Origin of the sequence: Virgibacillus halotolerans (genome assembly GCF_016908515.1) — a bacterium.
Taxonomy (GTDB): domain Bacteria; phylum Bacillota; class Bacilli; order Bacillales; family Amphibacillaceae; genus Virgibacillus_M; species Virgibacillus_M halotolerans.
Genome location: NZ_JAFBEA010000003.1, coordinates 362,363 through 387,263, shown reverse-complemented (window position 1 = coordinate 387,263; position 24,901 = coordinate 362,363). Strand labels below are relative to the sequence as shown.

Sequence of the window (24,901 nt, the reverse complement as noted above, 5' to 3'; positions counted from 1 at the left end):
CGGAAGGGGGCTACATATGAAAGAACATACGGATACCAATCTATTAAAAAGAACATTTTCCCGCCTGAAGAATGATAAATTAGCGTTAACCGGTGGCATTATTGTTCTATTGTTTATTTTGGCAGGAGCCTTCGCAACCTATATTGCACCACATGATCCAACTGCTGTAAACATCGAGAATCGCTTGCTACCATCTTCCTGGGAATACCCACTCGGTACGGATCAATTGGGAAGAGATGTTCTATCAAGAATCATTTACGGGACACAAGTTACACTCCGTAATGCTTTCCTTGTTCTGGCAGGGATCCTAATTATCGGCGTCCCAATGGGAATGATCGCTGGATATACCGGAGGGCGGATTGATAATTTCATTATGCGCGTTGCCGATATTGTGTTAACTTTTCCATCGGGTATATTAGCACTTGCTGTCGTTGGCATGATGGGACCCGGGATGTTGAACATTATGCTCGTACTCGTTTCCCTCTGGTGGGCTCCCTTTGCACGTGTTATCAGAGGAGCCGTGCTTAAAATAAAGGAGAAAGATTTCGTGATGGCAGCAGAGGCTGCCGGGACATCGAAATTTCAAATTATCGTAAAACACATATTGCTGAATGCAGCATCCCCAATCATCGTGCTTGCTACATTAAATGTAGCTTCCATCATTATGCATATTGCCGGATTCTCATTTATCGGTTTAGGCACACAGCCACCCGCAGCAGATTGGGGCGTTATGCTAAATGACAGCCGGGAATTCATCGCTACTGATCCTGCCTTGATGCTTTGGCCAGGATTAGCAATTATGATCGTCATTTTTGGACTAAATATGCTTGGAGAAGGTTTAAATGAAGCCCTGTCACCACATACCCAAAAAGGCATTCAACGAATCAAACCCTGGTCCGTACAACGAAAGGTTTCAACCTTAAAGGAGGATACGTATGAGTAAACAAGCCGTTTTATCCATCAAAAATTTAAAGACATCCTTTTATCCAAACAAAGGTCAAACAGTGATCAAAGCAGTCGATGACGTCAGTTTAGATGCGTATCCAGGGGAAATCACAGCAATTGTTGGGCAAAGCGGCAGCGGGAAATCTGTTACAGCATTATGTGTCTTTAATATTGTGGATACATCCGGAAGAATCGAAGCAGGAGAAGTATTCCTGAATGGTAGAGATCTACGAAAGCTAGGCGACAGAGCCCTGAGAAATGTTCATGGAAAAGAAATATCTATGATTTTCCAGGACCCAACCAGCGCGTTAAACCCATCAATTAGAATTAAGAAACAACTGATCGAGGCCATCACAGCGCATGAAAGGATATCAAAAAACATGGCCATGAAACGGTGTGAAGACGTACTCGTCAGGGTTGGACTTAAAAACACAAAGAAAATCCTAAATAGCTATCCATTTGAATTAAGTGGTGGTATGTGCCAGCGCGTAATGATTGCTATGGCGATCATTTCAAACCCGAATGTACTCATTGCTGACGAACCAACGACGGCACTTGATTTAACTGTTCAGCGCGGCATTCTAGAAGAATTACTGGCATTAAGAGATAAGGGTATGGCAGTTGTATTGATTACGCATGATCTCGGCGTTGTAGCACAAACAGCCGATCAAGTATATGTAATGAACAACGGTAAGATTGTGGAAAACGGAACGGTTTATGACATATTTGAAAAACCGCAACACAAGTATACCAAGGAACTGATGAATGCGATAACATAGCTACATGAAGGGGGGTGTTAGCAAATGGGCTTGGTAGAAGCGATTGATTTATATAAAAGTTATGACGAGAAAGCAAAAGAAAAATCCTATGCAGTACAAGGCGTCACCTTAACGATTAAACAAGGCGAAACATTAGGGCTTGTAGGGGAATCCGGATGCGGGAAAAGTACATTTGGAAAATTACTGCTACAGTTGGAAAAGCAAACGAGTGGTAAAGTCCTATTCAAAGGACAGGATATTTCCAACTATAACTTCCATAAAATGCGACCAATCAGAAGAAACATACAGATGATCTTCCAAAATAGTACAAACTTGTTTAATCCGTACTTTATAGTAAAGCAAATTCTAATGGAACCTGTAAACAACTATTTCCTTCATGAAAGTGATGCAGAAAAGGAAAAGAGAGTCCGTGCCATTTTACATAGCGTTGGGTTGGACGAAAGTTATTTAACCCGGTATGGCAACGAACTAAGCGGTGGTCAGCGACAACGGATCGGGATTGCCCGCGCACTTATATTACATCCGGAATTTGTCGTTTGTGATGAGGTTGTATCGAGCGTGGATTACACCATGAGGAATCAAATTCTACAATTGCTAATGGATTTAAAAGAAGCATTTGGACTGACCTATTTGTTTATTTCCCATGATCTATCCGCAGTACAAAAAGTATGTGATCGGGTCGCCGTTATGTATATGGGAAAAGTAATGGAAATCCTACCTTCTATCAATGCAAGGATCAAACATCCGTACACGAAAGCCCTGCTTGATGCAACGCTCGATGTAAACCCAAGAAATAGAGAGAAACAGACAATGAGCTTAAAGGAAACAGCGGAATCCGAATCAGCTATTGCCAATGAGGGGTGCCCATACCAGAATAGATGTTTATTGGCACAAGACATCTGCAAAATTCATGCACCGAAATTAAAAAACATAGGTGACGATCATGCTGTTGCATGTCATGTGGTTGATCATTAACAATTGAGATGGGGGCATAAAATGAAACAAATAAAAACGGTATTTATGATTACGGTCCTATGCATCCTGTTTGCTTTTCTCACAGCTTGCGGAGGCGAAACAAAAGAGACATCCAAAGAAAACGAAGTTGTTATTGCAATGTATAGAGACGGGGAGTTAAATAAGCTCGATGCAGCGTCCTATAACGGACCACATATCCTTTTTAAGTTGATTTATGAAGGGTTAGTCGAAGATGGTGGAAAAGATGGTATACAGCCGCAGCTCGCAACCGATTGGAAGATTGATGATGACGGGAAAACCTATACCTTTACATTAAGGGATGATGTTAAGTTTTCCGATGGGACAGAATTTGATGCAGATGCAGTTATTTTCAATCTAAAACGTTGGGTAAACGATCAGCGCCACTCTTCACTGACTTCCGTTAATGTGGAAAGCATGGAAGCGATCGATGATCACACCGTAAAAATGGTCTTCAAGGACAAGGCATATCCGATTTTGACAGAATTATCCTACCCGCGTCCTGTTCGATTTTTGAGCCCGGATTCCATCGAGAATGATGATTTCACAATGCCTGTCGGTACTGGACCATGGATGGTAGAAGATTATAAAAAAGATCAGGAATTCACCTTGGTCCCAAACCCACATTACTGGGGAGAAAAACCAAATATAGACAAACTTGTATTTAAAGTTATTTCCGATGAACAGGCCAGAGTAATGGCACTGCAAAGCGGCGAAGTCGATATTATTGGTGGTGATTTAATTGGCAGAATACCACTTGAAAGTGTGGAATCTTTAGAGAATGATCCAAATGTATCCGTCTACCATACAGACACAATGAGTTCCTATTTTATCGGCTTTAACCAGGACAATCCTATCTTCCAAGATAAAAAAGTTCGTCTGGCATTCAACTATGCTATTAATAAAGAAAGCATGGTCAATAACTTGCTAAATGGTATTGGAGCTCCGGCAAGAGGATTATTTCAACCAAGCGTTCCCTATGTAACTGCGGAAAATAATGAAGCGTATGACTATGATCCAGAAAAAGCTAAAGCGCTACTGAAAGAGGCAGGTTTTGAAGACACGGATGGAGACGGCACCATTGAAAAAGATGGCAACCCCATAGACATCGAACTTGTCTTAAGTACAGACGAATTTCCTGAATGGAAAACGATGGCTGAATTTGTGCAATCGGAATTAAAGGATATTGGCGTAAATGTCCGTCTCAACACCGTCGATTTAAATACGTATACAGACATTGGATTCGGAAGCCGAAAATATGATCTGCTCCTCCAACGGACCGCTTCCGATTCATGGGTGCCCCACAGTGAGCTAAGGCAATTGTTTACCAAGATGTCAACCAACAACAAAGCAAAGGTCTGGTATGATGAGGAACTGGAAGGATATATAGATAAAACATTATTAAGCATGGACGAAGATACGAGACAGAAAAACTACGGTAAAATATTTAATTTTTTTCACGACGAAGTAGTAGCGATTCCTTTATACTACCCCGAAACGATCTATGCTGTGAACAATCGTATCGAAAAATTTAAACCAGGGGTAAATGCTTATGCTCCGATTGAATGGGACCAATTAAAAATAGCGGACAACTAATTATAGGAGGTTACAATGATGAATTTAGAAAATAAGATTATAAAAAACTGGACGGACGGTGCCGTTAATTACAGCAACAGTGTAAAAAATGAATTAAATAGTGAAATGAAACAGATCTGGACAGACATGATTCTTGCACATGCTCCTGAAAAGGAAAAGCTGGATATCCTCGATGTAGGTACGGGACCAGGTTTTTTCGCCATTATTATGGCATTAGCTGGGCATGAAATAACTGCGATTGATTTCACGGAGAAGATGCTTGAACAAGCAAAAAGCAATGCAGCCAGCGAAGGAGTAAAGCCAGCGTTCAAATTATCTGACGGACATAGCATCAACGCCCCTGACGCATCATACGATCTGATTATTAGCCGAAACCTTACATGGACGTTAATTGATGCAGAAAAGGCATATACAGAATGGAAACGAGTACTTCGTCCAGGCGGAAAAATTATTATTTTTGATGCAAATTGGAATATGCGTTATTTTGATAAGGAATACATGAAAAAGCATGAGGAAGATATACAAAATTATATTGAAATATTTAATAAACCTGTCTTGGAATATAGCGATGCAATGCATGATTATCGAAAAAGCATGCCAATGTGTAGCAGAATGCGTCCGCAATGGGACTTTGACACATTTATTAAACTCGGTTTTAAAAAGATCTTCTGTGATATTGATGTCACAGAAAAGGCATGGAACGCAGAACAAAAGGTTAGATTTAGATCCACGCCACTGTTTATGCTTGTCGTTGAGAAATAATCTGTTCTGTTCCTGAATAGAAAAGAGTGTGAGACTGCGTCCCATAAGCAGTCTTTTTTCAGTCTAATGTGTTACGTATTTGTTAAGTTTGTAATACAAACTATCCCTTCACCTTATAAATAACGTAACAAACCCTATACAAATGGGTATTGATCGTGTTACTATTTTCAATAAAAGGTGTTACGAATAATTAGCATAAAAGAAAAGCAAGGAGGAATTTGTTATGGAGGAATCAGGCTTGAAAAGATTTGGAATATCCATGGAGGGGCACCTGCTTCGCCGATTTGATGGGCTAGTAACACAAAAAGGATATGCCAACCGATCCGAAGCCATTAGGGATCTGGTTAGAGACGCCTTAGTCCAACACTCGTGGGAGAAAGATGAACAAATTGTTGCAGGAAGCATTCTTTTATTTTACAACCATCACCAGAGAAACTTGATGGAAGAATTAACAAGAATCCAGCATAGCATGCACGATAATGTCCTGGCTACTACACACTTTCATTTGGATAAAGACACTTGCCTTGAGATGATCATTGTAAATGGCAAAGCCAAAGACATACAACAGCTCAGCAATCAATTAACGAGTTTAAGAGGCGTTGATTACGGAAGATTAACATTAGCCCCATTGGAAAAATTATAGCATCTGTATAAAACAGCTCGTTTCGGCGCATGCGACTGGAGGTTCAGCGCCACGCCCGGGGTTCAGCGCTCGCGGACCAAGGTTCAGCGCTCGCAGACCAGGGTTCAGCGTTCGCGGACCAAGGTTCAGCGCTCGCGACCCAGGGTTCAGCGCTCGCAGACCAAGGTTCAGCGCCACGCCCGGGGTTCAGCGCTCGCGGACCAGAGTCCAGCGCTCGCAGATCAGGGTTCAGCGTTCGCGGCCCAAGGTTCAGCGTTCGCGACCTAGGGTTCAGCGCTCGCGGCCCAGGGTCCAGGGTGCAGCACTCCGACCAAGGTCCAGCACTCGCCGCCCAGGCCCGTTCAATTTGTAAACAGCTTCTCGTAAAGAGAAAAATTATCCTTGCCTTCACTAGCATATCCCACAAATGTGTATCCTGCCCGCTGATAAAAGTCATTTAACACGGAATTATCCGCCACACAATCCAATCGCACATACCCATTTTCCAACAGGATATTTTCATCTATCCAATCCAGGATCTGTCTGCCGATTTGTTGCTGGTGGTGACCTTTAGCCACTGCTAGCTTATGTAAATAATAAGCAAGGTCATCCTGTTTACCCCACATGTCGATATCCCAATCGTTTTGTTTTCCTGATAAATTAAACATCGCAGCTAAATCCCCGTCGCCGTCTTCAACTAAATGGGTAATGCCGGATGAAATAGCCTGTCTCGCCTCATTATTTTCTTCACTATGAAGGAGCTCTTCCCATTGCGAAATGCCTTTTGCCTTTAACCAGCTGGCCGTATCACGCAAAAGTCCATATACAGCCACTAAATCCTGTGCTCCCGCTTTTCTTACGTTATAATCCCCAAATTTATATTCCCTGAATAAACCTGACATGGACGCAGCCCTCACTTGTTTACTAAATATTTTTCACGTCATCATATAAAGTGGTAATCAAATTTCAAAAAGCCAGGATCAATTCCCGACTTCTCTTCACACGACTTGTGCACCCAACGTATTCGTAAAATGCGTTAATGCCCAATCGTGCCCTGCTTGATTAAAGCTGGCGACCGCATCCTGATGTACGACAATGTTAAATCCTTTGTTGTACGCATCGACTGCGGTATGTAATACACAAATATCTGTGCAGACACCAATGATATGAACCTCTTCAATCCCCCGCTCACGAAGTTTGATCTCCAAATCAGTTCCAGCGAAAGCACTGTACCTTGTTTTATCATAATAATAAACATTCGCTTTATCTTTGTTTTGCGCATAAACGCCTGCTAATTTTCCGTATAAATCACGACCGGAAGTCCCTGCAATATTATGCGGTGGAAATAATGCCGTTTCCGGGTGCAGCCCATCATCCGCTTCATGCTTATCGATCGCAAATACAACATAATCACCGGCCTCGATAAATTCTTCTGTGATAGAGACGATTTTATCTTCAATTACCTGCCCTGGCTCCCCACATGTTAACTTACCATCAGGTGCGACAAAATCATAAGTATAATCCACATTCAGTAATGCACGTTTCCCCATTTTATATGCCTCCTTAAAATTTTTCAATTTTAATCTGATGTGCTTCACCATACTTCCGTGCCGCTGCATGGTAGGTTGGACCAACCATTTCCGTATAGGAAAAGCCATGTTCAATGGCTGTCGTTACAAAACTTTTCGCTAGCCCTACAGCTTCAGTAACTGACTTTCCTTTTGCTAAGAAAGCGGTAATCGCTGCTGAATATGTACAGCCGGCTCCACTCGTGTTCACCGTGTCAATACGCGGTGCCTCAAAAGTGATTAAAGTATTCCCATCATATAAAACATCAATAGCGGGACCTGTAAGTCTTCCACCTTTCACTAATACATAGGGCGCACCCAATGCATGTAAATCGACAGCAGCCTGCTTTAAATCGGCTACACTGTTTAAGGGTCTATCATCCAACAAAATAGACGCCTCCGGTATATTTGGTGTGATAACCGTTGCTAATGGTATTAAGCTACTTTTCAGTGCATCAATCGCATCGTCTTTTAACAGCTTGGAATCTAATTTCCCAACCATGACAGGATCTACTACAATATTTTCAATCGCTGCATCCTTAACCAGTGCTGCTACTGCTTCAATAACTTCTTTCGAAAATAACATACCTGTCTTTAGTCCATCCGCACCAACCTGCTTCAATGCTGTCACAAATTGTGCTTCAATCGCTTCAATCGTTTGCGGATGCACATTTTTATCTGTTTCCGGATGGCGGCCAACAATCGCAGTTACCACGCTCATCCCATATACATCCAGTTCCTGGAATGTTTTTAAATCTGCTTGGATTCCGGCACTTCCGCCCGCAGCTGAGCCTGCTATTGTTAGGACCCGTGGAGGATAATTATTCATATGAAAAATACCTTCTTTCAAAATAACTTTCTAAAACCATATTACGATAAAAAACCAAATAATCATAACAAATTGAATGACAATTTTGGCTAGTGTTCCACCCAGAAATCCAATCAAAGAGCCAAACGAAGCTCTTAAAGCTTTTTGTACTGTTCTTCTTTGTATCATTTCAATGATAAACACGGTAACAAAAGGTACAATCAGAATTCCAAACGGTGGAATAATGAACGAACCGACCAACACCGCTACTGCCGCTCCGCGTTCTCCCCATTTACTGCCACCATATTTCTTCACAAAATAACTGTTGGCAATGATGTCAGCCCCAATTAAAATCACTGTAAACACTGCCATGATGATCCAAAACACTAAATTGAGCTCACCCGAATTAATAATAAAATGATACAGTAGAAACCCGATCCATATAACGATCACAGATGGAATAATCGGATACAATAGACCAACGAAACTAAGCACAAATAGTGCAATAATAATGAACCAAATAATGAAATTCAGCATGATACCCTCCAAGTCAGCCCGTAGCTAAATTTTACAAAAAGGCGCACCCCTGTTATCAGCTATAACTAGGATGCGCTTGATTTTCTCTATTCCAGATGTTCTTTCATTTTTTCCTGTACTTTTTCTTCCACCTTTTCAACACGCTCATCTTTTAATTTACGTCTTGGTTTAGGGTGGAACCATTCTATTTCTCCATTGTCGCGGAAAATTCCTTTAAACTCTTCACCTTGAATTTTCAATTTAAACATATGGAGCTGCCTAGCTTGATTATTTAACATCGGTTCTACTTCAATATCATCCGTTTCATCTCTGACACCATGTTCACCCAATAGTTCATGTACTTCAGCTTCTACAGCCTTTAGCTCATCCTCACCAACATCCTGTTTCGGATGTGGATTCAACCATTGAATTTCTCCATCAATGTAATCGCCCTTGTAATTCCGTCCATCTATGACAAGTTTAAATTGATGCCGTTCATGCTGTCGATCTTCAAAAACCGGTTCCACTTTAAAATCATCTACCAGTGGAAACACCTCCCTGAAAAATTAGTATATTATTATATTCCCTTTTCCAGCAATAAACATGCCTTTTTTTCAGGAAAATTAAACCTCATCGTAAACGCTTTGTTGATAAATGTCAAATTGTATAATATCCTACCTTATTTCAGTAAAGTCGATTATCCGGTCACATACCCTTTGCAATAACTGATGATCATGGCTGATGGCAAGCACGCCAATATTTCGTTGTTTCGCCAATTTGATTAAAGAATGCCAGATTTGCGCTTGGGTAACTGCATCCAACATCGTAGTCATTTCATCTGCCACCAGATATTTTATATCTCCCATCAGGGCACGCGCGAGACAAAAGCGCTGCAACTCTCCACCAGAAAGTTCACTTGGCCAACGGTCCAGCCATTCTGTTTTTATCCCTAACGTCGAGAGTAGATCCCCATCTAAAGGACCCGTTTCTTGCAACGTTTGCTTCATCCGCCATCTTGGATTAATCGCCTTTTCAGGATGCTGCCAAACCATTTGAACAGGATGCCTTCCTCTAGGGGAGATAACTTTGTCATCGATTATTATCTTTCCCTCAACAGGCATTCTGTACCCAGCAATGATTTGTGCCATGGTCGATTTACCAGAACCGCTATATCCAAAAACCCCAACAATCTCGCCCGGCTTAATAGATAGATTCAAATTTTTAAATAGCCATGGGTTATTCGGATAATGGTAACTAATTCCTTTTGCTTCAAGCATGAAAGCGCCTGACTTATCGGGTTTCAACTTGTCGCTTTTTTCAACATCCATTGCAATCGGCTTCGGTAGTGCCATAAAGTCATTTTTTGGTAATGCATTCCATAGTGCTTTTGTATAGGGATGACGTAAATTTTCCCCTTTTCCGGAAAAATCATCTGCATGTGCGATTTCTATTGTTTGACCTGCATAGAAAACAGCAATCTTGTCTGCTAGCTGTAAAGCCACTTCAATGTCGTGGGTAATAAACATTATACCTTTTCCATCCGCTGCCAGCTGTTTCATATGTTTTATCGTATCATGAAGCGCAATCGGATCCAGACCTGGTGTCGGTTCATCGGCAATCACCAGGTTTGCTCCGCTCACCATTGCAGTTGCGGCAAGTACCCTTCTTGCCATACCCCCGGACAATTCAAATGGATAACGATCCCCTGTCGACTCAGGTAAACCAACTTTTTGAAAAATCGCCTGTTGAATGGCTTGCTTATTCTTTCCTTTAATCACTGCTTGCACTTGTTTGCCTGTTTTCATTAAAGGATCAAGGGCATTGACTGATTGTGGGATCAGTGATATTTGCTTTCCTCGCAATGCGATTTGTTTCTCCCTCGAGAGTGCTTTCCCTTTATAATTCAATGTTCCTTTTGTTATTGCATTTTCCGGAAGCACCCCTAAAATCGCATTTGCTAGCAAGCTTTTTCCCGATCCGCTCGCACCTAAGACAGCAACGATTTCCCCCTGATGGATCGTCAAATCCAGTTTACTAATGGCTTCCAGCTCCGTTTCGTGCAAACCTTTCCCATAATGACGAAATGTTAAAGAGAAATCCTTCACTTCAAGCAAGGGTGTTGGATCGGATTGTTCTATTCTTTTATCTTGCGTCATAGCCATCCTCCTTATCCCCTTTGTCCATGAAATGGATCAATAAGCCTTTGTATGCTTCTACCAAGCAAATCAAAAATACCAACCATTATTAATAAAGATAGTCCTGGGAAAAAAGCCAGCCACCATAGACCTGTTGACAGATATCGCATTGATTCTGATAATATGATCCCAATTGCCGGCGTTTCCGTTGATAGGCCAAATCCTAAAAAGGTGATTGCCGCCTCATGCAAAATAGCATGTGGAAAAAGCAAAATAAACCCAACTAGAAGTTGCGGAATTAAGTGAGGTAGAAAATGGTGCCTGGCAATCCATAGACGGGACTTGCCTAAACGCTCAGAAACCCCTACATATTCCGCAGTTTTCAGTTGCAATACCTCTGCTCTTAATAAACGAGCTAAGCTTGGCCAATGTGTTAAAGCAAGTCCAATCACTACCCCCTTAAATCCACCACCAACGGCAAAAGATATTAATATTAACGTCACAATATGTGGGACACTTAGAAAAAGATCAATTAACCATGTAACGATATAATCTGCTATTTTACTCCAGGAAGAAAACAGACTAAGGATTAAAGCAATAATCGTACTCGATAGTGCAGCAAGTATACCTACACCAAGACTTAATGTTAACCCCTTCAACGTACGCATAAGCATATCTCTTCCTAACCAATCGGTTCCAAAGAAATGGGCCAAGGAAGGGGCTTGGTTTTTAATTTCCAAGTTAATACCTATTTTTTCTGTATCTATAAATAGCCCACTAATAATGATTGCGAAAAGGATAGTGGAGGCGAATATAATCATCGCTACAGTGCGCTGTCTGACATTAAAGTGCAACTTTTTCCCCCGTTGTTTTTCATTGATGACTCGATCATTCATTCAGTTCGCCTCCCCTTCTCATCCGAGGATCAATCGCCTTATAAAGCAAGTCGGCCAGCAAATTACCTACAAACACAAATAGCGTACTAAATAGAACAATTCCTAATAAAAGCGGAACATCGCTGCCAAGGCCAGCCTGAACAACTGCTTGTCCAAGGCCAGGATAGGAAAATACTTGTTCAGCTAAGACAGCACCACCGAATAGTTCTCCAAACGATGCAAAATGCAAGGAGATCGCCGGCAATGAAATGTTTCTTAATCCATGGCGCCATAACAAGGTGACACCACGTTCACCTTTTGCTTTAGCAAAGCGAACATACTCACTTTCAAGTACTTCTACCAACTTCTGTCTCGTATGTAGTGCAACATTTGCGACACCAACTATGCTTAACGTTAAGGCAGGCAAAAACAAATGCCTCAAACGCTCGATCAGTGAAACATCCGCCTCTAATATCCCTGCCGGAGAACCAAGTCCAATCGGAAACCAGCCAAGCCAGACAGAGAAGAACATTAACAATAATAGACCCAACCAAAAGGCTGGCGTGGAAGCAAGTGTAAAGCAATACCCTTTTATCACCCGATCCACCCACGTGCCTTCCTTCATACCAGCAATGATCCCCAATAAGAAACCAATGATGCCGGAAATAACCCATGCAACAACCATTAATGCTAATGAAGCAACAAAACGCTCCCCAATAACATCAGCTACTTTGCTGCGATACAATAGGGATGTTCCTAAATCTCCATGTAAAACCGCTTTCCCCCAGCTCATAAATTGCTGCACTTTTGATTCGTTTAACCCCCAGTATTCCGCGATATTGTCGCGCTGCTCCGGGCTAACTCTCGTCATATCTGCACCAATATAGGACTGGACGGGGTCTATTGGCGAAAGGCTTACAAGTGTAAAGGATAAAATGCTAATGGCAATCAATAATGTTGCTAATTTAACTACTTTCCCTAAGATGTATAAGGCCATTGTTTTAAAGCGCATTTCTATCCCTCTTTCTGTAGATCATACTATTTCTTTGTATCGCGTGCCGGGCTCATATTGACATGCGCTTTTTTGTCCCGACACACAGTCATAAAGTGAAAGTTCATTCAGTTGGGGAATTACTACCCACCAAACTGCGATAAAAATCTATTGTTGTTATTTCTTCCAATGCCATTGTTCAATAAAGTCAGTGATCGGCCAGCCATGTCCGTGTGGGTGTAATTTTTGATCGCCAATATCCAAGTTCTCATCCACTAAATAAAGATGCTGCAGATTGACAAGCCAAACCCATGGTGTATCACCCTTAGATGAAAAACCTGTTTCACCGTCCCACTGCGCTTTTTTCCAGTACTCATTTGCTTTCTCTTGTGTTGTGGCATGCATCGCCTTCTCCATATATTCATCCACAACGGGATTGGAGTAATAATTCGTATTATAGAAGCCTTCTCCCCTTGTTTCACTGCTGTAAATATTGTACATTTCAAGTGGATCATGACTTCCCCATCCCATCATAACTGGATTGGAGTACATCGTTTTCTCCAAGTCATTCCAACTCTGACCTTCTGTTTTCACTTTAATACCCAGGTCTTTGATTTCATCTGCCACAGCAATCGATAGGGACTGACGAATTTCATCCCCTGCAGGATAAAGTAACGTAAAGGAAGCCTCTAGGCCATCTTTCTCTCGAACGCCTTGATCATTTTCCTTCCAACCTGCATCATCTAACATCTTTTTAGCTTTCTCCATTTCATTATCTTTTACTTCTGTTTCCGGATTCCACCATGGCAAGTGATCTGCTACTGAATAGGCTGGTGTACCATATCCATCCAACACGCCATCTACCAATGCTTCACGATTTACGGCAATGTCAATTGCTTTACGAATCGTTTCATCCGCGGTAACATCATTGCCAATTGGTGCTCCATCTGCTGTTTCTTCTCCTGATTTCACATAAGGAAACACGATACCTCTGTTATCAACCGTATCTAATTCCACTAAATCCATGCCAGGAACATTTTGTTTCGCAAAGCTAGGTGTTATCGCTACAACATCCACTTCTCCTGACTTCGCAGCTGCAAATGCTGCATCTTCTTCCAAGAAAAGAAATGTTAACTTTTTAAACTCAGATTTATCCCCATAATAATAAGGATTTGCTTCTACAATAAGCTGCTGCCCTTTATTCCATTGCACCAATTGATAGGGTCCAGAGCCAATTGGATTTTCATTGTACGAATCATCATAAGCGTGCTTAGGAACAATACCAGTTGTTACAAAAAGCGTAATAAATGAGGATTCAGGCTGTTTTAATTTAAATTCAACTGTATAGTCATCAATAGCTTCCACTTTTTCGAGATTACTTAAATCAATCACCGAACCACTTTCTTTCGCTGTTCTAAAAGTGAAAACAACATCTTCTGCTGTAAGGGGTTCTTCATCAGAAAATTTTACATCATCACGAATCTCTACTGTATATGTTAAACCATCCTCACTCACTTTATAATCTTTCGCCAAGTCATTTTCAACGTTAAAGTCTTTATCATATTTTAGTAATGTACTTTGGAATAATGGCGAACCATACATCCCCCAGCCTGTCGTCGGATCAAAACCTTCATCTGTTTCTCCGCCAACTGCTAATACCAATTCGTCCTTCTTTGCTGTTTCCTCTTTCGTTTGCTTGCTATCGTTGTCACCGCCGCTTGAGCAGGCTCCTAAAATACCAATTAAAACGAACATCATTATCAATCCTATTTTTTTCATCCACAAATACCCCTTATTATTTTAAATTAACGATTCTATTTTCATAGTGTCAAGACCAAAATAATGCCCGACAATTCTTTCTGAGTTGTCGGGCTAGGTCCTAATATTTCCGCAAAAAACTCGGTTTCGTTTGGTACCATTCGTCACAGATTATTTGATGGCAGGTAGTAATAATTCGTTCAATGATTTGTGTTCTGTTAGCCATAATCCGAACCGTGAATCCAGGAACTGCCAACTTCGATAAACCAAATGCAAAATCACTTGAATCTTCTTGAATTGCTTCATACAAACGATCAAGCAAAGCTTCATTTGTTTTCTCGCCAATAACGATAAACGATCCTAAGTGGGTGTACCCTTCCATAAACCCTAGACCAGTCATATGCTGCTGTTCTGGTTGTAGCTTAATATGATCAAAGGCTACCAATTCATTATCCATATAAATTTCGCTTTTGAGCCGTAACGTATCATAGCTGAACTGTTTTCCCTCTGGTGACCAACCCGGAGTCACAATATCAGAATAAAGCAATGTTGCTCCCTTTTCCATGTGGACAATATTCTTTTGCACATATTTCGCATTTTCATATGCTATGAGTGCATCTGGTAAATATTCTAAGTAACTATTTTTTTTCAAGTGAAATTCCGTTTCCTGATAGACATAGGATTTCGGTGTTTTGTACACTTTTGTTGATGATTGTGTTGTCAAAGTAAGTTGGGCTTCTTCATCCAGCGATACGCTCATGCGATACGTATCTCCATCTAAATAACCGCCACCGGGATTCAAAAGATAATAACAGGGATAGCTGTAATTATTATGATATACAGGGCGCATCACTTTAAAAGCGCCCTGAAAGTAAACATTTTTAGCTACAGTTCTTCCTTGACGGCTTTCCATGTCAAGTTCAAGAACCCCTGTCCAATTAGACATCTTGGCCTAAACCCTTTAACAACGCATGCTTTTTAATCCAGTCAATAACCTCATCAAGTCCTTTTTCATCTTTTAAATTAGTAAAGATAAATGGTTTGTCGCCACGAAATACTTTTGTATCAGATTCCATTACTTCAAGGCTTGCACCAACATATGGTGCTAAATCCGTTTTATTAATAATAAATAAATCAGATTTAATCATACCTTGTCCACCTTTACGTGGAATCTTCTCCCCCTGGGCAACATCAATGATATAAATCGAAAAGTCAACAAGTTCCGGGCTAAATGTTGCAGCAAGGTTATCGCCGCCACTTTCCACAAAAATCAGTTCAACATCTGGATGTTGTTCTTGTAATTCATCGATTGCAGCAAAGTTCATAGATGCATCCTCACGAATAGCGGTATGTGGACAACCACCCGTCTCCACCCCAACAATTCGATCTTCTCCTAAAACACCATTCTTAACTAAGAATTTAGCATCTTCTTTTGTATAAATGTCATTTGTGATTACTGCCATACTAACTTCATTTGCTAATTCACGGGTGATTTTTTCAACTAACATCGTTTTTCCTGCACCAACAGGACCACCTACACCTATTTTAATTGGTTCCATATTTAACACGTCCTTTTATAAATTATTTAAACTACATCATGAACTAAAAATACGTATTCCTACACGTTCATGCTGCATTTGTGAAAGCTCTAAACCTGGTGAAACAACGCCAAAATCCATTTCGTCTAAATGCATGATTTTATCTGTTGCTTGTTTTAATTCCTTTTGAAAAGAATAAATAACCTTTTGTCCGGCGGTTTGTCCCAATGGTATGGCACGAACTGCGTTTTGAACAAGGGCAACCAGTGTTGAATATAAGTAATATAAAATGGTCGTTTCCTTTTCTACTTGTAAATAATGGCCCACCATCGTGAACACAATCGCTGAATGCCCAAACGATTGTTTATTTCTTAACCGTTGTCGATATGTGGACAATATTGGTATCTCATAAATAGATTCCGCAATATTCAACATCCGATCACCCATCCGTTGGGTTCCATCACGTGATTCTCGCGCCAGATTTTGCACGGTTAATATCCGGTCCAATTCCCAAATCTTTTCCAGATCATCCTGATCAAGTGCCTCATATACAAGTCTTGCCGCTAGTCCGTCTGCATATGCGAGTTGTTCGTGTAAATAAACCTTGAGCCACTCGGAAAATGTTTCCGGATCCTGAACGATATCTTTTTGAATATAAGTTTCAAGTCCAAAAGAATGACTAAAGGATCCGGTCGGGAAATTGGAATCACATAGCTGAAATAAAGATAGTGCGTTATCAGTCATGACTATGTCCAATATGACGAAAGGCTTGTTTTACTTTACGTTCCTCACGTTTAAATGGAATACCCATCTCTGAGAGCAATTCCTCCACGAGGTAATCATATTGTACAAGCATGTCATCTGCTTCAAATTGTGCCGGTAGATGGCGATTACCAAGCTGGTGGGCGATGGTTCCCATTTCGTTCATACTGCGCGGACTAATAATGATTAAATCATCAGATAGTACATCAATAATAATCATATTTTCGTCATCCATAAAGAGCACATCTCCAGCTTCCAGATCACGGGGATCCTTTAAACGGATGCCAAGCTCACGTCCATGGTCCGTTTCGACACGTTGAATACGTTTCATTAAATGGGCGCTCTCCAGATAAACTTTTTCCTTATGACGCTTCTCTAATTCACTTGGTTCTAAATCTTTTATATTTGTTACTATTTCTTCTATAATCAATTATTTCACCTCAAAATAAGAAATAACGCTGCCCCATTGGTACAGTGTCAACAGGCTCACATGTGAGCACTTCTCCGTTTATCTTCACTTCATATGTTTGTGGATCTACATCTATATTAGGAGTTGCTGTATTTAACTTCATATCTTTTTTCGTCAACTGACGAATGCCGTGTACAGGAAGCACCATTTTCTGAAGTCCCAGCTTTTCCTTGATATTGTTATCATAAGCTGCTTGTGAAACAAACGTAATAGAACTGTTTGATAACCCTTTTCCATATGATGCAAACATCGGACGATAAATCATTGGTTGCGGCGTTGGAATCGTAGCATTGGGATCTCCCATTAAACTTGATACCGCCATACCATTCTTTAGAATCATTTCTGGTTTTGCTCCAAAGAACTTTGGATCCCAGATTACAAGATCAGCAATTTTACCAACTTCAACGGAACCAACGTAATCCGAAATTCCGTGTGTAATGGCGGGATTAATTGTATATTTAGCAACATAGCGTTTTGCCCGGGTGTTATCCGAATATTTACTATCGCCTTCCATCACACCACGTTGTTTTTTCATTTTGTCGGCTGTTTGCCAGGTTCTCATTACTACTTCACCAACACGTCCCATTGCCTGTGCATCGGAGCTCGTCATACTGAATACGCCCATATCCTGTAAAATGTCTTCCGCTGCAATCGATTCATTACGAATACGTGAATCTGCAAAGGCAATGTCTTCCGGTACAGATGGGTTTAAGTTATGGGCAACCATTACCATATCCAAATGTTCATCAATGGTATTTATTGTGTACGGTAAGGTTGGGTTCGTTGAAGCGGGTAGCACGTTCATATATCCTGCAGATTTAATTAAATCCGGGGCATGTCCGCCGCCAGCCCCTTCTGTATGATACATATGAATACCACGATCCTTGATTGCTTTCATTGTATCTTCAAAAAATCCACCTTCATTTAATGTGTCCGCATGAAGTGCAATCTGTACGTCAAATTCATCCGCAACAGTCAACGCATGATCTACCGCAGATGGTGTTGCTCCCCAGTCTTCATGGATTTTCAAACCAATTGCGCCAGCAAGGATTTGTTCCGCTAAAGGTTCTCTCGCAACAGCATGACCTTTCCCCGTTAAACCAACGTTGATCGGAAGCCCTTCCAATGCTCCTAGCATACGCTCTATATGCCATTTACCAGGGGTTGCAGTTGTAGCTCTTGATCCTGCACCAGGGCCGGCACCTCCACCAATCAATGTCGTTGTTCCGCCAGTAAGTGCAACATCAACCTGGTCTGGATTAATAAAATGCACATGGGTATCAACCGCACCAGCAGTAACGATCTTTCCTTCTCCGGAAATAACTTCAGTTGAAGCGCCAATGATTATATCTACTTTATCCTGTACTAAAGGGTTTCCAGCTTTTCCGATACCGGAAATACTGCCATCACGAATAGCAATATCCGCTTTATAAATACCTGTATAATCAAGTACCATGGCATTGGTTATCACTGTATCTGGTACACGTTCATCCTCTTCGCGTGATATTAATGGATGCTGTCCCATTCCGTCACGAATAACTTTTCCACCACCAAATACAACTTCTTCACCATATTTCGTAAAGTCTTTTTCAATTTGTATGAACAAATCTGTATCTGCTAAGCGGACAGAATCACCTGTTGTCGGTCCGTACATTTGGGCATATTGTTCTCTAGACATTTTAAAACTCATTTTACATCCCCGCCTTCCAATGGCCCGTCTACTTTATTATGAAAGCCATAAACTTCTCTTTTTCCAGCATAATCGATTAGCTGTACCTCTTTTTCATCACCGGGTTCAAAGCGGACAGCTGCCCCAGCAGGAACATTAAGACGCTTACCGTAAGCCTTGTCCCGATTAAACCTTAATGCATCATTCACTTCATAAAAATGATAGTGAGAACCAATTTGTATAGGGCGATCGCCAGTATTAATCACCGTAACATGGGAATTTATCGCATGTTCATTACAAATAATTTCTTCTTCTTTTAAAATATACTCGCCTGGAATCATCGTCAATCAATCTCCTTTCATATCTTTCGTAGCACATACAATTTGATACTTTACCGGATAGGATTATGCACTGTTACTAGCTTCGTACCATCTGGAAATGTTGCTTCTACCTGGATATCATCTATCATTTCCGGAATACCATCCATTACATCGTCTCGTTTTAATATCGTAGCACCATACTCCATTAATTCAGCAACCGTTTTACCATCTCTGGCACCTTCTATTACTTCATATGTAATAAGCGCCATCGCCTCTGGATGGTTTAGTTTAAGCCCTCGCGCTCTCCGTCTTCTTGCTACATCAGCAGCAACTACAATTAATAATTTATCCTTCTCACGTGGTAATAATTGCATGTTTCATCCTCCTATAAATGTAATAGCACATTTTTACTTAGTTTCCCCTTAATTTGGCTTTTGAAAACCTATAAGTTATTAATTTTTATTTAATAAAGGAAAAGATAAAAAACCCACAAAAAAACATAGTAAATAAACCATACTACAATCAGCAACGAAAGTATTCTTTTATTATTTGTGATTAAATGAACATCCTATTGTATAATGGAAAAGATTTGATCCTATTCTTACCGGGTCTAGCTTGTTAAAAGTTTGATAGTCATGGTTGTTATTCATTTTCAGCCAAACGCTGGAAGAGATGGTGCATCCCCTGAATAACTCAAAGTGAGGGTGATCTATTTTAATTTCGTAGAACAACGAAATGATAAATAGCTTGAGAGTTTACTTTTGCTAATGTGTAGTAGTTTTTCTACTCTTATCTATTATATATTTTTCCCCCAATAAATCAAGTTAAACCCCATCAAAACAGCAAAAGGAGTATCAACATATTGAAAGGTTCTAAAAAAATCATACTGACATGGATTTCTATTATTATATTTTTAATCCTTTTATTTACTGTATATAATCAAATGGAACGTAAAGAACAAACAGAAGAAAAAGCAACAGCATCAACCGAACTACATCCTATTGTAGAGGAAAAGAAAAATGCCCTTTTGGATGCAGCTGCTGATAGTAATATTGAGCTTGTTATTACCGAAGAAATGCGTACGATCGATAGTCAGAACGAATTATATGAACAAGGTCGGAGCACGGGTGGAAATATTGTTACCTACGCAAAAGGTGGACAGTCCTATCATAATTATGGACTGGCGTTCGACTATGCGTTAATAGATAAGCACGGTGAAATTATTTGGGATATTCATTATGATGGCAATGGGAACGGGAAATCCGATTGGTTCGAAGTAGCTGACCTTGCAAAAGAACTTGGCTTTGAATGGGGAGGCGATTGGAACAGTAAGGATTATCCACATTTACAAATGACATTTGGACGAAGTATTGAACAATTGCAAGAAGGATTACTTCCAGACGAGAACGGTAATTAAAGTATTTCTGTCTATCCTTTCCTGTTTTATAAAAAAGATCGCACAAATCTGTGCGATCTTTTTATTCGTTCTTCTTTTCTTGATCTTGCTCTTCTTCGTTTTGTTCCTCATCTTCCGGATGTGGATCCACGGAATGTTTATAGCCATAACCTTTGGTAATTGTAAGCAAAGACAAAACCAAAACAAAGAGAATAAAGATAATCGAAACAACATAGATTGTCATGAATAGCCCTCACTTTAATTCAATTTCATATCGATCTTTCTGTACGGAACGTTTCCAACCTTTACGTTCGAAAAATTCATAAACATCTGGATCGTCCACTTTGATATCCGCCAACATACGTTTCATTCCTATTCGTTCTGCCAGCCGTTCTACTTTATGATATAAATGTTCATCGAGTCCTTTTTTTCGATAAGCATTATCTATCGAAAGTCTATCTATAAAAATCGTTTGCTTCTGGTGATAGATATAGAATGAAATAAACGCAGCGATTAAACCAGATTTTTCTACCACATACATCTTTATATCATCCGCAGCTACAACGGATTTAAAATACTGTTCCTCTATTGACGCTTCCATTTTTAGGTGTATATGACCTGGATCATCATGTATTGCAGCAATCCGTGGAAAATCCTCACTTCTAGCTTCTCTGATTTTATACATGTAATTTCCCCTTTGACGCCTTTACTACCTGCTATGGTACCCCATTGGGCAACCGTTTGTCGATAGTAAACCAATTTAATTTGACTGACTTTCCCCACACGATAACTTCTAAAACGAAAAGGTAATACATAGTATTCAGAAATGGTCGAGTTTAATGGATGCTATTTCTTAGATAATCATTTTTCACTTTTAAGACAAGTTAAAATAAACACCAAAAAACTATTTTCCCTTTTCAAGCAAATAACGGGGATAACGAAGTAATTAGCATCATTTTGTAGCATGTTTTAGTATAACCAATTGAGACAGGATGGACTTGGTAATTTGCAGGTTTTTTACAAATTATCTAAATATATTGCGTTTGAAGCAATTCGGAAATATCTATAACATGAATGTATGACTGTTTGATCTGTATCAATCGTCATATCACAGCTTATTTCCATATTAAATAAGACTGTTGATACATAGTAAATAGTCGCTATTAAAGGATTCATAGCGCTTCAAAAATCGGGGAGGTCATTAGAAATGAAAAAACTATTACTTACTTCTTTACTGTTTTTCATTGTTGTAGGGCTTGCAGCTTGCGGTTCCAGTAATGATAACGTTTTAGAAGAGTTGCAAGAAAAAGGGAAAATTAAGGTTGGATATGCCAATGAGGAGCCATATGGCTATCAAAATGATGATGGCGAACTTACCGGCGCATCTGTAGATACAGCAAAAGCTGTATTTAAAGAATTGGGTATTGATGAAGTCGAAGGTGAATTGGCGGATTATGACCAATTGGTTTCCGGACTCGCTGCTGGAAAATTCGATGCGATTACATCCGGAATGGCAATTACACCGGAGCGTTGCGAGAATGCTGCCTTTGCGGAGCCTGACATGAAATATGGTGAGGGATTAATTGTACAAAAGGGGAATCCATTAGACTTGCACAGCTACAAAGACATTGCTGATAATCCAGATGCAAAGGTGACTATCATGTCTGGCGCAACAGAAGTAGGCTTTGTTCAATCAGAAGGTGTAGATGAAGGTCAAATAGATAGTGCGCCAGATATCCCAGCTACATTCTCAGCAGTAGAATCTGGTCGCTCGGATGCAACAACTGGTACCGAAATGACCATTAAAATGGCACTGGAATCAGCAGACACAGATGACTTAGAATTTGTTGAAGACTTTGAACAACCGGATATTGATGGCGTTCCAAGCTATGGCGCTGTAGCTTTCAATCCCGATAATGAAGAATTACTTGATGCATTTAACGAAAAGCTTAAAGAGTTAAAAGAAGATGGAACCGTTGCACAAATTCTGGAAGACAATGGTTTCAGTGAAGAAATGAACTTTCCGGAAGATGATGTTACAGCAGAAATGGTCTGTAATGGGGAAGAGTAATTTCATCGTTACCAATCGGCTTTTTTATTAAACTGGATTAAACACTCCACGGGGTCTGGCTCACAACTAGGGTCTGACCCTTTCTTTTTAAACAATACTTAAATTCTATGCCACACGACTAAAAGGAGTGATGATAATTAGTAATATTATAGAAATATTCCCTGTTCTAGCAAAGGGGATTAACGTTACCATAACGGTCCTTATTGCCTCTGCAATCTTCGGCTATTTAATGGCTTTTATTGCTGGGTTATGCCGGCTTTCAAACAATATTATTCTGCGAGGGGTCACAACATTTTATGTGGAGATCTTCCGTGGAACATCCTTAATTGTACAGTTATTTTGGTTGTTTTACGCATTACCAATATTGTTCGGTATTAATTTAGGTAATGAATTCTGGGCGGGATCACTTGCCATTGGATTGAACTACGGCGCATACATGTCAGAGGTTGTCCGTAGTTCGATTCTTTCTGTTGCAAAGGGACAATCTGAGGCCGCTACTGCACTAAACATGTCACGTTTTCAACGCATGCGGCTTGTTATTTTTCCGCAGGCAGTCAGAATGATGCTGCCAGAGTTTGGAAACTATTTAATTCAGATGCTGAAAGCAACATCTCTTGTATCTTTAATCAGTATGCACGACATATTGTATCATGGCGATCTTCTCAGATATTCCAACATTGCCATGGGAGGATCCGTTTATTTCTATGTGCTCGTCTTTTTCTTCATTCTTGCACTTCCTTTAATCTTCTTGACGCGTAAAATGGAGAAGTTTTCTAAAAAGGGGGTAGCTAACTGATGAAAAAGTGGAGTTGGGATACATTTTTTGATGCATTTCCAATGGTTGTCCAAGGTCTTGGGATAACTGCTGGACTAACTGTTGCCTGTTTTCTTTTTGCCCTTATCTTTGGTTTCTTTTGGACATTTATGCAGCGAATTCCGATTAAATCGGTGAGCTGGTTGATCCGATGGATAATGGAATTTATCCGATCCACCCCACCACTTGTTCAATTATTTTTCATCTATTATGCCTTTCCATCCGTACCTGTTATCGGCATGACACTATCGCCGTTCACCTGTGCCATTTTAGGACTTGGCATTCATTTTAGTACGTATATTGGTGAGGTTTATCGTTCAGGTATTGACGGTATAGATGAAGGGCAGTGGGAGGCCGCGAAAGCATTAAACTTTTCCACACGGAAGAAGTGGTCTACAATCATTTTGCCACAAGCCATTCCACCAACGATTCCAATGCTGGGTAACTATTTAATTATCATGTTTAAAGAAATTCCATTGGCATCAACGATTGGTGTTGTTGGCATCCTGCAATTAGCGAAGAATTATGGTGCACAGCACTTTAATTACTTAGAACCTTTAACGATTGTGGCACTTCTTTTCCTAGTATTAAGCTATCCTTCTGCTATTTTGATTGGTAAACTGGAAAAGAAAATGAATCGGCGATTTGATAAAAAAGAACCATCTGGAAGCAAGCCTATTCCAGAAGGCAAAGGAGCATAATGCAATGACAGAACCTATTGTACGCTATCAAAATATACAAAAATCCTTTGGTGATGTGGAAGTTCTAAAAGGCATTGACTTAGATATTAAACCGGCGGAAAAAGTAGCGGTTATCGGTCCAAGTGGTTCCGGAAAGACAACCATTATCCGGTTATTAATGACACTGGAAGAACCAACATCAGGGGACATCATCGTAGACGGAAAAAATCTATGGAAAATGGAAAAGAACGGAAAAATGGTGCAAGCAAATGAAAAGCATCTGAGTAGCGTCCGCAGTGACATTGGAATGGTGTTTCAGCATTTTAACTTGTTCCCACATATGACTATTTTGGAAAACTGTATGACAGCACTCGTAAATGTAAAAAAGATTGATAAACAGGAAGCAAAGCAGCGTTCAGCAGAAATGCTTGAGAAAGTTGGACTTGGTGAAAAGTTGGAAATGTACCCTAGCCAACTATCCGGAGGACAAAAACAACGTGTAGCAATGGCGCGCGCCCTTGTAATGCGTCCGAAAGTAATGCTATTTGATGAGGTCACTTCCGCACTTGACCCGGAATTAGTCGGAGAAGTACTTGAGGTCATTCGCGATATAGCGAAAGAAGGCGAAATGGCTATGGTACTTGTGACACACGAAATGGACTTTGCACTTGATATCGCTGATAAAGTACTGTTCTTGGACAACGGCGTCATCGCTGAGCAAGGAACACCACAAGAAGTAATTGCAAATCCAGAAAATGAACGTCTGCAAAACTTTCTGCAACGATTCAACAATTAAGAAGAGAGCTCCCGCCGTCACCGGTAGGAGCTCCTTTT

The 24,901-nt window shown here is 40.4% G+C and carries 29 protein-coding genes; 11 read left to right on the top strand and 18 right to left on the bottom strand.

Annotated elements, in window-relative coordinates:
• Positions 1-16 precede the first annotated feature (16 nt).
• The 6 genes from nikC to nikR all read left to right on the top strand — a co-directional run bounded on the left by nikC (position 17) and on the right by nikR (position 5,718).
• The gene (gene nikC / locus JOC34_RS10680; RefSeq protein WP_205136734.1) at positions 17-943 is read left to right on the top strand and encodes a nickel transporter permease; all 927 of its coding nucleotides are present in this window, start codon (positions 17-19) and stop codon (positions 941-943) included.
• Positions 936-1,724 carry an ABC transporter ATP-binding protein gene (locus tag JOC34_RS10675; RefSeq protein ID WP_239544256.1) on the top strand — a complete coding sequence of 263 codons (789 nt, stop codon included), beginning with the start codon at positions 936-938 and terminating at the stop codon, positions 1,722-1,724. Before nikC ends, JOC34_RS10675 begins: the two co-directional genes overlap by 8 nt.
• 24 nt (positions 1,725-1,748) lie before the next feature.
• Positions 1,749-2,699 (top strand): oligopeptide/dipeptide ABC transporter ATP-binding protein, encoded by a 951-nt coding sequence (locus JOC34_RS10670; protein ID WP_205136733.1) that lies wholly within the window; start codon positions 1,749-1,751, stop codon positions 2,697-2,699.
• Between the two features lie 21 nt (positions 2,700-2,720).
• Complete coding sequence (locus JOC34_RS10665; RefSeq protein ID WP_205136732.1) at positions 2,721-4,313, top strand: nickel ABC transporter substrate-binding protein; 1,593 nt, start codon at positions 2,721-2,723, stop codon at positions 4,311-4,313.
• An 18-nt stretch (positions 4,314-4,331) separates the two neighbouring features.
• On the top strand, positions 4,332-5,075 hold the full coding sequence (locus JOC34_RS10660; protein ID WP_205136731.1) for a class I SAM-dependent methyltransferase: 744 nt from the start codon (positions 4,332-4,334) through the stop codon (positions 5,073-5,075).
• Between the two features lie 223 nt (positions 5,076-5,298).
• Positions 5,299-5,718, top strand: a complete 420-nt coding sequence (gene nikR, locus JOC34_RS10655; protein ID WP_205136730.1) for a nickel-responsive transcriptional regulator NikR — start codon at positions 5,299-5,301, stop codon at positions 5,716-5,718.
• 341 nt (positions 5,719-6,059) lie between these two features.
• Here nikR and JOC34_RS10650 read toward each other — a convergent pair whose 3' ends face one another.
• The 16 genes from JOC34_RS10650 to JOC34_RS10575 all read right to left on the bottom strand — a co-directional run bounded on the left by JOC34_RS10650 (position 6,060) and on the right by JOC34_RS10575 (position 19,480).
• Entirely contained in the window at positions 6,060-6,599 is a 540-nt protein-coding gene (locus JOC34_RS10650) for a GNAT family N-acetyltransferase (protein WP_205136729.1), read from the bottom strand.
• A 96-nt stretch (positions 6,600-6,695) separates the two neighbouring features.
• Positions 6,696-7,247: a cysteine hydrolase family protein gene (locus JOC34_RS10645; protein ID WP_205136728.1), complete on the bottom strand. Its 552-nt coding sequence runs from the start codon at positions 7,245-7,247 to the stop codon at positions 6,696-6,698.
• Between the two features lie 13 nt (positions 7,248-7,260).
• On the bottom strand, positions 7,261-8,094 hold the full coding sequence (gene thiD, locus JOC34_RS10640) for a bifunctional hydroxymethylpyrimidine kinase/phosphomethylpyrimidine kinase (RefSeq protein ID WP_205136727.1): 834 nt from the start codon (positions 8,092-8,094) through the stop codon (positions 7,261-7,263).
• Positions 8,095-8,124: 30 nt separating this feature from the next.
• Positions 8,125-8,610: a DUF456 domain-containing protein gene (locus tag JOC34_RS10635; protein ID WP_205136726.1), complete on the bottom strand. Its 486-nt coding sequence runs from the start codon at positions 8,608-8,610 to the stop codon at positions 8,125-8,127.
• A gap of 86 nt (positions 8,611-8,696) precedes the next feature.
• Positions 8,697-9,143, bottom strand: coding sequence for a DUF5342 family protein (locus JOC34_RS10630; protein WP_205136725.1), 447 nt, complete (start codon positions 9,141-9,143; stop codon positions 8,697-8,699).
• A 120-nt stretch (positions 9,144-9,263) separates the two neighbouring features.
• Positions 9,264-10,745 (bottom strand): ATP-binding cassette domain-containing protein, encoded by a 1,482-nt coding sequence (locus JOC34_RS22095; RefSeq protein ID WP_205136724.1) that lies wholly within the window; start codon positions 10,743-10,745, stop codon positions 9,264-9,266.
• A gap of 11 nt (positions 10,746-10,756) precedes the next feature.
• Positions 10,757-11,620, bottom strand: a complete 864-nt coding sequence (locus tag JOC34_RS10620; protein WP_205136723.1) for an ABC transporter permease — start codon at positions 11,618-11,620, stop codon at positions 10,757-10,759.
• Complete coding sequence (locus JOC34_RS10615) at positions 11,613-12,611, bottom strand: ABC transporter permease (RefSeq protein WP_239544255.1); 999 nt, start codon at positions 12,609-12,611, stop codon at positions 11,613-11,615. Before JOC34_RS10615 ends, JOC34_RS10620 begins: the two co-directional genes overlap by 8 nt.
• A 156-nt stretch (positions 12,612-12,767) precedes the next feature.
• On the bottom strand, positions 12,768-14,369 hold the full coding sequence (locus tag JOC34_RS10610) for an ABC transporter substrate-binding protein (RefSeq protein ID WP_239544253.1): 1,602 nt from the start codon (positions 14,367-14,369) through the stop codon (positions 12,768-12,770).
• 100 nt (positions 14,370-14,469) lie between these two features.
• Complete coding sequence (locus JOC34_RS10605; protein WP_205136722.1) at positions 14,470-15,294, bottom strand: urease accessory protein UreD; 825 nt, start codon at positions 15,292-15,294, stop codon at positions 14,470-14,472.
• Complete coding sequence (ureG, locus tag JOC34_RS10600; RefSeq protein ID WP_205136721.1) at positions 15,287-15,907, bottom strand: urease accessory protein UreG; 621 nt, start codon at positions 15,905-15,907, stop codon at positions 15,287-15,289. The genes JOC34_RS10605 and ureG overlap by 8 nt, the downstream gene beginning before the upstream one ends.
• 36 nt (positions 15,908-15,943) lie before the next feature.
• On the bottom strand, positions 15,944-16,630 hold the full coding sequence (locus JOC34_RS10595; RefSeq protein ID WP_205136720.1) for an urease accessory protein UreF: 687 nt from the start codon (positions 16,628-16,630) through the stop codon (positions 15,944-15,946).
• A complete protein-coding gene (gene ureE / locus JOC34_RS10590; protein ID WP_205136719.1) occupies positions 16,623-17,078 on the bottom strand; it encodes an urease accessory protein UreE in 456 nt (151 codons plus the stop codon). Before ureE ends, JOC34_RS10595 begins: the two co-directional genes overlap by 8 nt.
• A 10-nt stretch (positions 17,079-17,088) precedes the next feature.
• Entirely contained in the window at positions 17,089-18,807 is a 1,719-nt protein-coding gene (gene ureC, locus JOC34_RS10585) for an urease subunit alpha (protein WP_205136718.1), read from the bottom strand.
• A complete protein-coding gene (locus JOC34_RS10580) occupies positions 18,804-19,127 on the bottom strand; it encodes an urease subunit beta (protein WP_205136717.1) in 324 nt (107 codons plus the stop codon). The genes ureC and JOC34_RS10580 overlap by 4 nt, the downstream gene beginning before the upstream one ends.
• Positions 19,128-19,177: 50 nt before the next feature.
• Positions 19,178-19,480, bottom strand: a complete 303-nt coding sequence (locus tag JOC34_RS10575) for an urease subunit gamma (protein WP_205136716.1) — start codon at positions 19,478-19,480, stop codon at positions 19,178-19,180.
• 488 nt (positions 19,481-19,968) lie between these two features.
• Here JOC34_RS10575 and JOC34_RS10570 point away from each other — a divergent pair, with 488 nt between their 5' ends.
• Positions 19,969-20,523 carry a M15 family metallopeptidase gene (locus JOC34_RS10570; protein ID WP_239544251.1) on the top strand — a complete coding sequence of 185 codons (555 nt, stop codon included), beginning with the start codon at positions 19,969-19,971 and terminating at the stop codon, positions 20,521-20,523.
• 61 nt (positions 20,524-20,584) lie between these two features.
• Here the strand turns inward: JOC34_RS10570 and ytzI are convergent, their stop codons facing one another.
• Positions 20,585-20,746, bottom strand: coding sequence for a YtzI protein (ytzI, locus tag JOC34_RS10565; RefSeq protein ID WP_205136715.1), 162 nt, complete (start codon positions 20,744-20,746; stop codon positions 20,585-20,587).
• A gap of 9 nt (positions 20,747-20,755) precedes the next feature.
• Positions 20,756-21,187 (bottom strand): GNAT family N-acetyltransferase, encoded by a 432-nt coding sequence (locus tag JOC34_RS10560; protein WP_205136714.1) that lies wholly within the window; start codon positions 21,185-21,187, stop codon positions 20,756-20,758.
• Positions 21,188-21,709: 522 nt separating this feature from the next.
• Between JOC34_RS10560 and ehuB the strand changes: the two genes are divergently transcribed.
• The 4 genes from ehuB to ehuA all read left to right on the top strand — a co-directional run bounded on the left by ehuB (position 21,710) and on the right by ehuA (position 24,863).
• Positions 21,710-22,573: an ectoine/hydroxyectoine ABC transporter substrate-binding protein EhuB gene (ehuB, locus tag JOC34_RS10555; protein ID WP_205136713.1), complete on the top strand. Its 864-nt coding sequence runs from the start codon at positions 21,710-21,712 to the stop codon at positions 22,571-22,573.
• Between the two features lie 130 nt (positions 22,574-22,703).
• A complete protein-coding gene (locus JOC34_RS10550; protein ID WP_205136712.1) occupies positions 22,704-23,369 on the top strand; it encodes an amino acid ABC transporter permease in 666 nt (221 codons plus the stop codon).
• Positions 23,369-24,088 (top strand): ectoine/hydroxyectoine ABC transporter permease subunit EhuD, encoded by a 720-nt coding sequence (gene ehuD, locus JOC34_RS10545; RefSeq protein WP_205136711.1) that lies wholly within the window; start codon positions 23,369-23,371, stop codon positions 24,086-24,088. The genes JOC34_RS10550 and ehuD overlap by 1 nt, the downstream gene beginning before the upstream one ends.
• Positions 24,089-24,092: 4 nt before the next feature.
• The gene (gene ehuA, locus JOC34_RS10540; protein ID WP_239544250.1) at positions 24,093-24,863 is read left to right on the top strand and encodes an ectoine/hydroxyectoine ABC transporter ATP-binding protein EhuA; all 771 of its coding nucleotides are present in this window, start codon (positions 24,093-24,095) and stop codon (positions 24,861-24,863) included.
• Positions 24,864-24,901 lie beyond the last annotated feature (38 nt).

Excerpts from the sequence above, each read along its gene's own strand:
- JOC34_RS10650 (WP_205136729.1), bottom strand. The coding sequence starts at position 6,599 with ATGTCAGGTTTATTCAGGGAATATAAATTTGGGGATTATAACGTAAGA.
- JOC34_RS10620 (WP_205136723.1), bottom strand. The coding sequence starts at position 11,620 with ATGAATGATCGAGTCATCAATGAAAAACAACGGGGGAAAAAGTTGCAC.
- JOC34_RS10615 (WP_239544255.1), bottom strand. The coding sequence starts at position 12,611 with ATGCGCTTTAAAACAATGGCCTTATACATCTTAGGGAAAGTAGTTAAA.
- ehuD (WP_205136711.1), top strand. The coding sequence starts at position 23,369 with ATGAAAAAGTGGAGTTGGGATACATTTTTTGATGCATTTCCAATGGTT.
- JOC34_RS10560 (WP_205136714.1), bottom strand. The coding sequence starts at position 21,187 with ATGTATAAAATCAGAGAAGCTAGAAGTGAGGATTTTCCACGGATTGCT.
- JOC34_RS10575 (WP_205136716.1), bottom strand. The coding sequence starts at position 19,480 with ATGCAATTATTACCACGTGAGAAGGATAAATTATTAATTGTAGTTGCT.
- JOC34_RS10605 (WP_205136722.1), bottom strand. The coding sequence starts at position 15,294 with ATGTCTAATTGGACAGGGGTTCTTGAACTTGACATGGAAAGCCGTCAA.
- JOC34_RS10595 (WP_205136720.1), bottom strand. The coding sequence starts at position 16,630 with ATGACTGATAACGCACTATCTTTATTTCAGCTATGTGATTCCAATTTC.
- ytzI (WP_205136715.1), bottom strand. The coding sequence starts at position 20,746 with ATGACAATCTATGTTGTTTCGATTATCTTTATTCTCTTTGTTTTGGTT.
- nikR (WP_205136730.1), top strand. The coding sequence starts at position 5,299 with ATGGAGGAATCAGGCTTGAAAAGATTTGGAATATCCATGGAGGGGCAC.
- ureC (WP_205136718.1), bottom strand. The coding sequence starts at position 18,807 with ATGAGTTTTAAAATGTCTAGAGAACAATATGCCCAAATGTACGGACCG.
- JOC34_RS10670 (WP_205136733.1), top strand. The coding sequence starts at position 1,749 with ATGGGCTTGGTAGAAGCGATTGATTTATATAAAAGTTATGACGAGAAA.
- JOC34_RS10610 (WP_239544253.1), bottom strand. The coding sequence starts at position 14,369 with ATGAAAAAAATAGGATTGATAATGATGTTCGTTTTAATTGGTATTTTA.
- JOC34_RS10550 (WP_205136712.1), top strand. The coding sequence starts at position 22,704 with ATGATAATTAGTAATATTATAGAAATATTCCCTGTTCTAGCAAAGGGG.
- thiD (WP_205136727.1), bottom strand. The coding sequence starts at position 8,094 with ATGAATAATTATCCTCCACGGGTCCTAACAATAGCAGGCTCAGCTGCG.
- ehuB (WP_205136713.1), top strand. The coding sequence starts at position 21,710 with ATGAAAAAACTATTACTTACTTCTTTACTGTTTTTCATTGTTGTAGGG.
- JOC34_RS10675 (WP_239544256.1), top strand. The coding sequence starts at position 936 with ATGAGTAAACAAGCCGTTTTATCCATCAAAAATTTAAAGACATCCTTT.
- JOC34_RS10635 (WP_205136726.1), bottom strand. The coding sequence starts at position 8,610 with ATGCTGAATTTCATTATTTGGTTCATTATTATTGCACTATTTGTGCTT.
- JOC34_RS10660 (WP_205136731.1), top strand. The coding sequence starts at position 4,332 with ATGAATTTAGAAAATAAGATTATAAAAAACTGGACGGACGGTGCCGTT.
- ureG (WP_205136721.1), bottom strand. The coding sequence starts at position 15,907 with ATGGAACCAATTAAAATAGGTGTAGGTGGTCCTGTTGGTGCAGGAAAA.
- JOC34_RS22095 (WP_205136724.1), bottom strand. The coding sequence starts at position 10,745 with ATGACGCAAGATAAAAGAATAGAACAATCCGATCCAACACCCTTGCTT.
- JOC34_RS10645 (WP_205136728.1), bottom strand. The coding sequence starts at position 7,247 with ATGGGGAAACGTGCATTACTGAATGTGGATTATACTTATGATTTTGTC.
- JOC34_RS10665 (WP_205136732.1), top strand. The coding sequence starts at position 2,721 with ATGAAACAAATAAAAACGGTATTTATGATTACGGTCCTATGCATCCTG.
- nikC (WP_205136734.1), top strand. The coding sequence starts at position 17 with ATGAAAGAACATACGGATACCAATCTATTAAAAAGAACATTTTCCCGC.
- ehuA (WP_239544250.1), top strand. The coding sequence starts at position 24,093 with ATGACAGAACCTATTGTACGCTATCAAAATATACAAAAATCCTTTGGT.
- JOC34_RS10580 (WP_205136717.1), bottom strand. The coding sequence starts at position 19,127 with ATGATTCCAGGCGAGTATATTTTAAAAGAAGAAGAAATTATTTGTAAT.